Origin of the sequence: Ciceribacter sp. T2.26MG-112.2 (assembly GCF_900492205.1) — a bacterium.
Lineage (GTDB): Bacteria > Pseudomonadota > Alphaproteobacteria > Rhizobiales > Rhizobiaceae > Allorhizobium > Allorhizobium naphthalenivorans_A.
The window spans coordinates 1-9622 of sequence record NZ_UEYQ01000044.1 but is presented as its reverse complement, the minus strand read 5'-3'; the positions used below and the strand labels follow the sequence as shown (position 1 = coordinate 9622).

Below are 9622 nucleotides of genomic sequence, written 5' to 3'. Positions count from 1 at the left end.
GCGGCACTGCTCAACTTCTGATATTTACCCAGGTTGTGCTTAGTCTCCAACTTTCCTTTGCGGTTTTCCCACTGGTCATGTTTACCGCCGACGCTGCTAAAATGGGAGAGATGAAAGCACCCCTATGGCTCTCAGCTTTCGCCTGGATCATCGCCATCGTGATCGCTTTGCTGAACCTGAAGCTGTTGGTCGACTTCGTTTCGTGATGCAGTAGCCACGATAGACCCATCTTTTCCGGAGTACTTCGAACCACTCCGAGAGGTAGCGGGCACCTTGATGTAACCCTTACGAGATTTAGTGCCTGTGCCACTGATGCATTCTATAAGCCTAAACGATGTGTGTGACTTTGTGCGCGCCACGCATCGCACCGACAAAACAGATCGGCATCAACTGGAATGACCGCGTACTCAGCGTTAGGCGTTCGAACGTGAGCGTCAGTCGTGCTCGGTGGCGCACATATCGTGGTTCGCCAAAGCCCTGATCACATAGCAATCGCGTACTTGATTCGAATGGCAGTGTGTTGAGATCCGTTCGAGTTCGGCTTCCAGCTTCTTCAACCTCTCGATCTTCTGTCGGATTGTGACGAGCTGTTCGGCAGCTATCTTGTCGGCCTCCGCACACGGCTTTTCGGGATGCTGGCTGAGCTCTATAAGCTCGCGAATAGCTTCGATCGTCAGTCCAAGATCGCGGGCGTGCCGAATGAATGAGAGGCGTTCCTGCTCGCTCTTCGAGTATCGTCGCTGATTGCCCTCAGAACGTTCCGGCGGTGAGAGCAGTCCCATCTGTTCGTAATATCTAATTGTTGGTACCTTGACGCCGGTGGTCCTGGACAGATCTCCGATCGTGAGCATGCTTCCTCCCTCTCCAGACGCGGCAGGTGCAGGCCGCGACAAATTAGCCCATCACGCGAACCTGAACCCTCGGGCAACCGAGAGGTATGTAAGCAATGGTTCGGCACATGTGAGGATTTACATATGGCAAATCAAGCGAAACGTTGGCGTGTGGCAGCCGGCGCATTTTTTATCGCCGGTCAAAGTGGCGTATTGGCTGAAGTGACAAATGGTCTTCATCAAATCAGCTACGATGCCTTGACCATCGAACACGCCGAATTGGCTCTGACGCCGGACGGGGCAACGGATAAAGCATATGTCACCGTCTACAATGGTACGCCCGATGACATGGCGATTGTCTCTGTCAAGGTCGCAGGGTACACGACTGCCACACTCGTGAGCCCAATGGCGAAATCCAAGGGCTTCGAACAAGTGCCGCTGTCGGACACCTATGTCGTGATACCCCGAAAGGCGGAACTGGACATGGGACCGGACTCGGTTTTCATTTCACTGGTGCGTAACTCGGGTCCTCCCAAAGCAGCAACAATGACGCTGAAATTTGATGACGGAACCTCGCGTGCTGTCCCGCTTGAGATTATTGCTCCAGATTCTGCGGAAACCAATCATCACCATGGAGAACCAAATCGCGAATGAAAGCCACCAAAAACTGGAAGTTGGTGCTTTGCTTTGTCCTCGCGCCGCACGTCGTCAGGAATTCGTCGACGAATGTTCGTCTTTGGTCTGAACTACCGAGGCCGCCACAAGGACAATGGCACCGCAGACGATGAACACATCCGCAATATTGAAGGCAGGCCATGACCACCCGAACGCGTGAAAATCTAGATAGTCGGTAACTCTCAAGTTCATCAAACGATCGACGACATTTCCGCTCGCACCCCCAGCCATTGCCGTGATGGCCATTCCTTCCAGCACACTGTTGGCGAATACTGCCCAGATCACTAGTCCGACAACGATGCCCCCTTGAACTGTGGCGAACATCCGGGGTGCTGACACGATGGTGTCGGAAAATAGTCCGAAGCTGACACCCGTGTTGTAGGTGAGCGTCAGGTTGAAAAAGGGGGTCAACTCAATGGCCCCCGTTGGGGCTTCCAGAAGCTCGGCCATGACGGATTTGACGGACAGATCGATACCGCAGATTACGACAACCCCGAGGACGATAAGGGTAAGCCTGAACAGGCCTTTATTCGAGAATAACATTTTCAGTTCCAGGCTGAGCACGCTCTGACATGCGCGAAGATTTGCAAGATTGGCCGCGAGCGAGATTTCATGCTCACAGGGTTCTTGCCATACGACCTCCAGGAACTAGAGCTTCAAGCGTAAACTTGGGCGCCAGCTATTGCATCAAGGAAACGTGTAGTGGCGGCCGGAGCTCATCATCCGAGCTGGGTCACCAGTTACTGCGAGGTTTCGCCTCGTCAGGCATCCCCGGCTGACTGCCGCAGGGTCGGCCGGTCTACCTGGTTAGTCGGGTTAGTGAATGCCGCTGACTGCCGTTGTGTCTCGACCGTCCCTGATCTTCACCCATTTCCCCGGATTGCGTGAATCCTGACGCTTGAGGTAGGTATATTCAGTTTCTGACCAATTTCTGATTTCACCACGCAGGTTGTCGAGGATGAAATCGCCCATCTGTGATCGCACCGTCAAAACAGCATGCCCGGATCCGTCCGGCTGGAGTACAACTGTGATCAGCAGATTGGAGACCGCGATCCCGCGTCTCATCAAAAGCTTGCGCTTCAGAAGAGCAAAGTCCTCGCAGTCGGCTGCGGTGGTAGGATAGTTCCAAAATTCCTCGACGCCATAGATCTCGATATCCTCGATGGCCGGGATTGTATTGACGACCTGGTTGACCTCAACGAGGCTATTCCAGATCTCCTCTGTGAGCTTCAGGCGTGCGCGATCTGCAGCGTTAGGCTGGCATTCTTTTTGATATCGTTTGCAAAATTCGAAGTGGCCGATCGGTTGTGACGTCGCCCCGGCGACAGGCATGGAATCCCACGTTGCCGCTTCCGGTTTCCAGGCGGCGCCGGTCGAAAAGATCGTTATGGCGAAAATTGCGAGCAGAAATCTAGCGGTCATAAGTCGTCCCTGTGTGCTTGGACGATTTATGAGGATCGAACACGACCATCACGCAAAGATATTCAGTGCAATTTTATCGGCTTGTGTCGAATTCAGACACTTTCCTATTGGATCGCCAGCTTGTGAACGACAGATAGGCCTCTATGCCGATCCAGCCCCCAAGACCAATGGATGCGACCATGCCCGCGATGGCCTCGAAGGAGTCATGTCCTATGCCCCAGCAAACGACGGCAAAAGCAATCTTAACGGACACAAATCCCGCCAGCGAAAACGCAACGATCATTCCAAGGTTCTTTGAGATTTGTGTAATTGACGCGATCATATCCCAAGTTTAGAGGCGACGGTCTTACACGGGGAAATCAATTCTTATTGTCTGCATGAACCGTTCTGCGGCAAGGTCAGCGCACCAGCTTCACGCAATGTCAAACAGGTTGAGTGTAATGTGTGATGATGTTGCGGCTTAGAAAATCGATTCGGATTTTGTGTGTGGCACTGCTTTTGGCAGTTGTCATCATGGGTCCGCGTGGCTCAGTCGCGCGAGACAGCAGCTCCGGGCCGACGATATGCATGAACGTCCATCAAGGGACTGGGTCTGGCGGTACCCATGCGAAATGCCACCATCTGGTCGAACATTCCCACGAGCTTCTGGCTTGCATACAGAAAAGCGCTCCAATTTCGGAGCGAATGAGCTCTGCCTATAGAGTCTCACCAAATCGGTTCCGCATCTTCGCCGGCATCGATCTCCTTGATCCTCCTCCCCGAGCCTGACCTTCCCGATTAAAGCGCACGGATCGTCGACGAGTTTCCGTAGATGTTGGATTGGGTCCAACACGCGGCTTGAAAGCGGCTCTCATCGAATAAAGGATCGAGCACTGTCCAATCACGCCTGAATGCGATGACAAGACAGCGATCCGTCGAAGGATCCCGGCGTAGCACCGGTTGGTCCTCATGGAGATCAGTAAATGTGGAAGATTGCATTCTCCGGGGTGTGGTGTGTCGTAGTGTGTTTGGTTGCTGTCTACGCTGGTTTCCAGTGGGCACCGGCGCCCAAACAGGTTGAGGCGCAGTCTCCTAGGCTGACCGAACATGAGGTGGTTAAGTCGGCGATGGTGACCGTACCGATCATTCGGGAGAACAAGGTTGACGGTTACGTCGTCGCGGAAGTGACGATGACCGCAAATGACGAGGCACTCCGCGCTAGTCCCAGTCCGGAGGCAGAACTGACGGACGAATTGATCGCGACACTGGTGTCCACACCGGTTCTTACCGATCCCGAATTCGCAGCTGACACCCTGAGGTTAGATCTGGTGGAGCGGATGAACAAGCGGACTGGTCTGCAAGCCTACTATAAAACTCTGATCACCAAGCTCGATTACCTCACTGCAGCAGACATGGACCGGATGCGCACCTCCGGGGCAAGCCCGATGAAGGTAACTCCCCTGGTTGATAAATCTCTGCTCGATGTCGTGCCTGGTCCGGTGCCCAAAGATGGGTAGATGATTGGGTGGGAGAAGCGTTCAGCTTTTCCGAGGGCGACCCCTTGTAGCTCTAGTTACTTGAGGTCCTATATTTATACCGGCGGCTAAGGATTTGTTCGATGCGGCGTCGTGCGGTCGTCCCCCCTTCTTGGACTGCCGGCTGCCGTGGTGCGCTCGGCATCTTCCGGGTGATTTTGGCAGGGTTTCATTGAAAGCGCGAAGAGTGACGAAATGAATTGGTTTCAGAATTTGACTGAGCGAGCACTTCTGATCGCGCAGAATGCCTGCATTGGAGCGTTTATAGCTGTCTCCCTATCCGGATGTGTTTCAGACATGGGGCTGGACGACCTGTCCAGCAGGGCACCCGAACTGTCGAGCAAGATGCTGGCAGAGATGTCAAAGAAGGGTATGGCAGCGGAGAGTCCTGTCCTCATCAGGATCTTCAAGCAGGAAAGCGAGCTCGAGGTCTGGAAGATCGACCGAAGTGGGCGCTACGCGCTGCTCAAGACATATCCGATGTGCAGGTGGTCCGGGAAGCTAGGCCCCAAGGTCAAGGAAGGTGATCGCCAGGCGCCCGAGGGGTTCTACCACATTTCGAAAGGGATGCTGAATCCTAAATCGCAGTACTATGTATCTTTCAACCTGGGTTATCCAAACAGGCTTGAGTCGGCACTCGGCTATACCGGCGAGGCGCTGATGGTCCACGGTGCTTGCTCCTCTTCCGGTTGCTTTGCGCTGACAGACCAGGGCGTCGGTGAAATATATGCGATCGTCGCCAAGGCACTTTCATCGGGACAGGAGCGTTTCCAGGTCCAGGCCTATCCTTTCCGAATGACGACGGAAAATATGACGCTGCACAGAGACAACGAAAACCTGTCGTTCTGGCGGACGCTGAAGGAGGGATACGACGTTTTCGAATTGACCCGGGAGCAACCAAAAGTCTCGGTGTGTGGCCGCCGCTACATGTTCAACAAAGAGTTCGTGGGCGGAGAGCCCCGTTACCCACTGGAGGCTTGCCCCGCAAGCGCCGCTTCTTCTGATCCCGCACTGATGGCCCGCATGGCCGAAGAAACCCAAAGGCTTGAGGCTGCTCTTCAACAGGCCGGCGGCTCGACGGTGTCATCCTATGTGGATGGCGGAATGCATCCGAGTTTCCGCGCACTCCTTAAGAAAGAGGGTCCGGACCGACTTGCGGCTCGCATTTCGGGCACAAAATATCCGGTCAGCAGACCAGATGCGGCGTTGGCTGACCCATTCCAAAAGAAGAAAGCCAGGTCTGGCGACGGGGTGACCGCCGCAAGTGCGACAGGAGACTGAATTATGGCCCAGCCCGATGATCGGATTAAGAAGATACGGCGCAATAACTGGATTGTGTTGGCAGTGCTCACGATTTTCGTTGTGGCGGTCTTTCTCTTGAGCTTCTCGCATATTGGTCGAGAGGCAAGGCCTGAACCCAATGTAATCGTAACGTCCCCAGCCGTTGATGGGTAAAGACGATGTTGCTTGAGGGGCATGCAGTGCGGACCAACATCTTGATTATCGGGGCGGGGCAAGCCGGGCTCGCCGCGGCGTATGCCTTGAAGAAGCAGGGCCTGACATTCTTGATTGTCGATGCTGGCATAAAAATCGGAGACAGCTGGCGCAACAGATATGACAACCTCACACTTTTTACCCCTCGCAGCATCAGCGCGCTCTCGGATATGCCCCTGGTTGGTGATGCAAATGGCTTTGCTGGAAAGGATGAGTTTGCTGACTATCTGCGGCGGTATGCTTCCTTCCATAAACTTCCGGTCATCAGTTCGAAGAAGGTCGTCCGACTTGAGAAGGTAGGCAGTCTCTTCGTGGCGTCAACGCAAGACGGCGATCGAATCACATGTCATACCGTCATCGTTGCCACGGGGGCATTTTCGACACCGCGAATTCCTGGATTGTCGAAACTGCTCCCGGCCGACATTCAGCAGATGCACGTAGCTGAGTTCCGCAATCCGGGCTCGGTGGCGAAAGGCCCTGTTCTTGTTGTCGGAGATGGCGCGAGTGGAAGGGACGTGGCAATTGCGATGGCTGGGTTTCAACAGGTGCTGCTTGCACGCGGGCGAAAGCGCAGGCTTTTACCGGAGAAGATCCTCGGACGCAGTTTGTGGGTATGGCTGGGGCAGCTCGGCCTTCTACGTGTATCGGCGCAGGGGATCATCGGGCGAAGGATGAGGCGTGAGGATCCATTCCCTGTTCGTGGCAATGACGATGCTTCACTTAGGCGGTTGGGGGTAATCCTGAAGCCGAGACTGGCTGCGATCCATGACCGCGGGGCAAGTTTCGCCGACGGATCGAGCGAGAACATCAGATCCATAGTTTGGGCGACAGGCTATGCCGATGAGCTCCCCTGGATTGAAGTCGAGGGTGCAGTTGATGCTCGGGCTGTCCCAATACACTCCAACGGGATTTCGCCTGTTGCCGGTCTCTACTATGTTGGCCGACCTTGGCAGCGTAACCGTGCCTCTGGTCTGATCGCAGGTGCCGCTGACGATGCGGCTTTCATCGTCGAGCATATCCGTCAACGGTGCCTGCAAAGCCTCTAGTCTCAGGTCTCTATAACATTATGACCGATGACCTGTACGCCGTCTTCGCAACCGTCCTCTGGCGTTTCGATCTCCAGAGTGCTGTGGTCGATACCGTGCCTGTCCCGCAGGATTTTTCGCACTGCGCCTTTCACTTCAGCAACACTGCGCAGAGATGACTCCGTCACAACGAGATGCGCTTGCAATGCCTTGTGATCTTCATCGATCCGCCACACATGGACATGGTGCACCTCCTGGACGCCTTCGACGGAACGCATGTCTGAAACAAGTTTGTTCACATCCACGTCCTCAGGCGCCGCCATCATCAGGATCCTGATCGATCCTCCGATCTCAGTGAAGGCCTGCCAGAGTATGTAGCCTGCGATCATGAGGGTGATCGCCGGGTCAATCCATGTCCAGCCGTATATCAGCACAAGCGTGCCGGCAATGATAACACCCACCGATCCAAGGGCGTCCGACACATTGTGCAAGAAAGCGGCGCGGATATTCATGCTGGTTTTTGAAAGGGTGTAGGTGAGCATGGCTGTGATCAAATCGATGACGAGCGCGATGCCTGCGACGATCACGACCGTCCACCCTTCTATCGGCTCCGGTGTGATGAACCGCATGACCGCTTCATACACGAGATAGAGCCCAACGACGATCAAAGTCGTATAGTTGATCAGCGATGCGACGATTTCGGCACGAACATAGCCGAACGTCATCCCTTCGTCGGAAGGGCGGCGCGAGATTCGGCGTGCGCCATACGCAATCACAAGTGATGCAGCGTCACTGAAGTTGTGGAGCGCATCCGCGATCAGGGAAAGACTGCCGGAGAAGATGCCGCCGGCAATCTGCGCAAAGGTAAGGAACACGTTTACGAGAATTGCTCCCCCTATACGCTTGTCTCCGGCATCCGCTCCATGATCGTGGTGATGTCCACTCATGAATTCCGGTCCTGTCTCCGAGGTCAGGATCCTGCCTTGCTGGCATCGATCTCAGCCTTCACCAGTGTGAAAAGACCTTGCGGACTGAACTCTGTCAGAGGCTTTTCGTTGACGAAAAATGTCGGGGTCTGTTTCACATTGTTGGCCTGAACGTCCGCCATATCCTGGGCAAGAATATTGTCGATCGCGGGGGACACCGCATCTTTCTTGCCCTGCTCGACATCAAGTCCGGCCATTGCCGCAATCTGCCATGCCTTTTCCAGATCTGGCTTGCCATGATCGGCCCAGACCGGCTGCTGTTCCAGTATCGCTTCTAGGACCGGTTCAAACAGGTTCTGTTTGCGCGCGGCCTCCAATATGCGCACGGCATCGTCGGAACCCTCGTGGAATACGGTGTATCGCAGGACGAGCCGCACGTCGGTTCCGGTCTGCGCCATCATCTGCTTTACGAGCGGATAAAATGCCCGGCACGCCTCACATGACGGATCAAAAAATTCGACAATTGTCACAGGCGCCGAAACCGGCCCCATGACCGGCGAGTGCATTCTGACAAGGGTATTGTTGCCCGGCATTGGGGAGGGCGCTGGCTCAGCTTCTGGTGTGAGCCCACTATAGAGGGCGGCACCTCCTGCGAAAACTGCGATCGCAGCTGAAGCCGAAGCGATGACGAAAGTGCGTCTGTTCATGCTGGTGTTCTCCGGCGCACGATTAGAAGTAGGGCGATGATGACGGTAAACGCGCCAAGCGACAGGAGCGGAATGGGGAGGGTTCCGAAGAGGAGCATACCCGCGCCCGAGCAGGATGGCCCTTGGCCGCAAGGCTTGATGGCCGTGGGGATGATATTGAAGTAGAGGAGGTTGTGAAATGCCGCGATCAACCATCCCACCGCTGCCAGCGGAACTGCATAGATCCAGGCACGGGCATCAGAGCGGAAGGCGGCGACGGCGAGCAGGACTGCCAGTGGAAACATGAAGGCTCGTTGGTGCCAACAGAGATCGCATGGCATTTGTCCCATGACCTCACCGATGAACAATGCGCCGAGCGTCGAACTCATGGCAATCATCCACGCGCTAAAGATCGCAAGCCATGCCCCGTCGTTAGATTTTACCACTGCTCGGCCATTCCTGTCGTTCATTGATGCGTTGTCAGTATGAAACCTCTAGTAGCTTGAGGGTCAAGGGCGGTTTCCGGTCTGCAGCAATTTCCGGGGCTCTGCAGCGGTAGGTCTGAGGAGAATTGCAATTTTCTTCTGAACTCGCCTTGAACCTCAAGCTGCTAGAGGGATTAGGAGTGCTCCGGACGGTTCATCCGGGGCGAACATCGGCAGGGAATTATATGAAATCTCTCAAAGCGTTTCGACTGGTGGCGTGGTGCGTAGTTGCGATCATCACATTGCTATTGCTCATCGGCTATGTGTCGCAATCGGATACTAGCAAACGCCTGGGTGTGTCAGACACGACCTCTACCCCTGCGGTCGGTCGGCCATTTGAGTTGGTTTCCCACCGTGGCCAAGTCATCGACAATGCCGTGCTCAAAGGAAAGCCGTACTTGGCGTTCTTTGGCTTTACCCACTGCCCTGACATCTGCCCCACAACGCTGTTCGAGTTGAGTGACCTAATGAGTGAACTCGGGCCCGCTGCGAGCGGTTTCAACGTTGTTTTCATCAGCGTTGACCCAGAGAGAGATACTCAGCAGTTGCTGAACGAGTACATGAC

General features: G+C 54.9%; 12 protein-coding genes. 6 read left to right on the top strand and 6 right to left on the bottom strand.

Going from position 1 to position 9622, the window contains the following annotated elements; translation table 11 throughout:
• Nucleotides 1-206: divalent metal cation transporter (locus DYZ14_RS23540; protein ID WP_195950101.1), on the top strand; the 206-nt coding region annotated here is incomplete at its 5' end.
• A 228-nt stretch (nucleotides 207-434) separates the two neighbouring features.
• Here DYZ14_RS23540 and DYZ14_RS23535 read toward each other — a convergent pair.
• The gene (locus DYZ14_RS23535) at nucleotides 435-851 is read right to left on the bottom strand and encodes a MerR family transcriptional regulator (protein ID WP_112590905.1); all 417 of its coding nucleotides are present in this window, start codon (nucleotides 849-851) and stop codon (nucleotides 435-437) included.
• Nucleotides 852-974: 123 nt separating this feature from the next.
• Here DYZ14_RS23535 and DYZ14_RS23530 point away from each other — a divergent pair, with 123 nt between their 5' ends.
• Nucleotides 975-1484: a copper chaperone PCu(A)C gene (locus tag DYZ14_RS23530; protein ID WP_112590903.1), complete on the top strand. Its 510-nt coding sequence runs from the start codon at nucleotides 975-977 to the stop codon at nucleotides 1482-1484.
• Between the two features lie 54 nt (nucleotides 1485-1538).
• Here DYZ14_RS23530 and lspA read toward each other — a convergent pair whose 3' ends face one another.
• Both lspA and DYZ14_RS23520 read right to left on the bottom strand, forming a co-directional pair.
• Nucleotides 1539-2069 carry a signal peptidase II gene (gene lspA, locus DYZ14_RS23525; RefSeq protein ID WP_232365662.1) on the bottom strand — a complete coding sequence of 177 codons (531 nt, stop codon included), beginning with the start codon at nucleotides 2067-2069 and terminating at the stop codon, nucleotides 1539-1541.
• A 252-nt stretch (nucleotides 2070-2321) separates the two neighbouring features.
• Entirely contained in the window at nucleotides 2322-2927 is a 606-nt protein-coding gene (locus tag DYZ14_RS23520) for a transglutaminase-like cysteine peptidase (RefSeq protein WP_427277421.1), read from the bottom strand.
• A 962-nt stretch (nucleotides 2928-3889) separates the two neighbouring features.
• Here DYZ14_RS23520 and DYZ14_RS23510 point away from each other — a divergent pair.
• From DYZ14_RS23510 to DYZ14_RS23500, 3 genes are all read left to right on the top strand, one after another.
• Nucleotides 3890-4423: a hypothetical protein gene (locus DYZ14_RS23510; RefSeq protein WP_112590898.1), complete on the top strand. Its 534-nt coding sequence runs from the start codon at nucleotides 3890-3892 to the stop codon at nucleotides 4421-4423.
• Between the two features lie 213 nt (nucleotides 4424-4636).
• On the top strand, nucleotides 4637-5722 hold the full coding sequence (locus DYZ14_RS23505; protein ID WP_230175135.1) for a L,D-transpeptidase family protein: 1086 nt from the start codon (nucleotides 4637-4639) through the stop codon (nucleotides 5720-5722).
• A gap of 200 nt (nucleotides 5723-5922) precedes the next feature.
• Complete coding sequence (locus DYZ14_RS23500) at nucleotides 5923-6981, top strand: flavin-containing monooxygenase (RefSeq protein ID WP_195950099.1); 1059 nt, start codon at nucleotides 5923-5925, stop codon at nucleotides 6979-6981.
• A 2-nt stretch (nucleotides 6982-6983) separates the two neighbouring features.
• Here the strand turns inward: DYZ14_RS23500 and DYZ14_RS23495 are convergent, their stop codons facing one another.
• From DYZ14_RS23495 to DYZ14_RS23485, 3 genes are read right to left on the bottom strand one after another with little or no spacing between them, the layout of a single operon-like run.
• Nucleotides 6984-7907 carry a cation diffusion facilitator family transporter gene (locus tag DYZ14_RS23495; RefSeq protein WP_112590892.1) on the bottom strand — a complete coding sequence of 308 codons (924 nt, stop codon included), beginning with the start codon at nucleotides 7905-7907 and terminating at the stop codon, nucleotides 6984-6986.
• A 23-nt stretch (nucleotides 7908-7930) separates the two neighbouring features.
• Nucleotides 7931-8593, bottom strand: coding sequence for a DsbA family protein (locus DYZ14_RS23490; RefSeq protein ID WP_112590890.1), 663 nt, complete (start codon nucleotides 8591-8593; stop codon nucleotides 7931-7933).
• A complete protein-coding gene (locus DYZ14_RS23485; RefSeq protein ID WP_246751774.1) occupies nucleotides 8590-8970 on the bottom strand; it encodes a disulfide bond formation protein B in 381 nt (126 codons plus the stop codon). The genes DYZ14_RS23490 and DYZ14_RS23485 overlap by 4 nt, the downstream gene beginning before the upstream one ends.
• Nucleotides 8971-9242: 272 nt before the next feature.
• Here DYZ14_RS23485 and DYZ14_RS23480 point away from each other — a divergent pair.
• Nucleotides 9243-9622 (top strand): SCO family protein (locus DYZ14_RS23480; RefSeq protein WP_154722861.1); only part of this gene is annotated, 380 nt, incomplete at its 3' end.

What these genes read in the sequence shown, in the direction of transcription:
- DYZ14_RS23535 (WP_112590905.1), bottom strand. Translation starts at nt 851, where the DNA reads ATGCTCACGATCGGAGATCTGTCCAGGACCACCGGCGTCAAGGTACCA.
- DYZ14_RS23485 (WP_246751774.1), bottom strand. Translation starts at nt 8,970, where the DNA reads ATGATTGCCATGAGTTCGACGCTCGGCGCATTGTTCATCGGTGAGGTC.
- DYZ14_RS23510 (WP_112590898.1), top strand. Translation starts at nt 3,890, where the DNA reads ATGTGGAAGATTGCATTCTCCGGGGTGTGGTGTGTCGTAGTGTGTTTG.
- DYZ14_RS23520 (WP_427277421.1), bottom strand. Translation starts at nt 2,927, where the DNA reads ATGACCGCTAGATTTCTGCTCGCAATTTTCGCCATAACGATCTTTTCG.
- DYZ14_RS23490 (WP_112590890.1), bottom strand. Translation starts at nt 8,593, where the DNA reads ATGAACAGACGCACTTTCGTCATCGCTTCGGCTTCAGCTGCGATCGCA.
- DYZ14_RS23530 (WP_112590903.1), top strand. Translation starts at nt 975, where the DNA reads ATGGCAAATCAAGCGAAACGTTGGCGTGTGGCAGCCGGCGCATTTTTT.
- DYZ14_RS23505 (WP_230175135.1), top strand. Translation starts at nt 4,637, where the DNA reads ATGAATTGGTTTCAGAATTTGACTGAGCGAGCACTTCTGATCGCGCAG.
- DYZ14_RS23495 (WP_112590892.1), bottom strand. Translation starts at nt 7,907, where the DNA reads ATGAGTGGACATCACCACGATCATGGAGCGGATGCCGGAGACAAGCGT.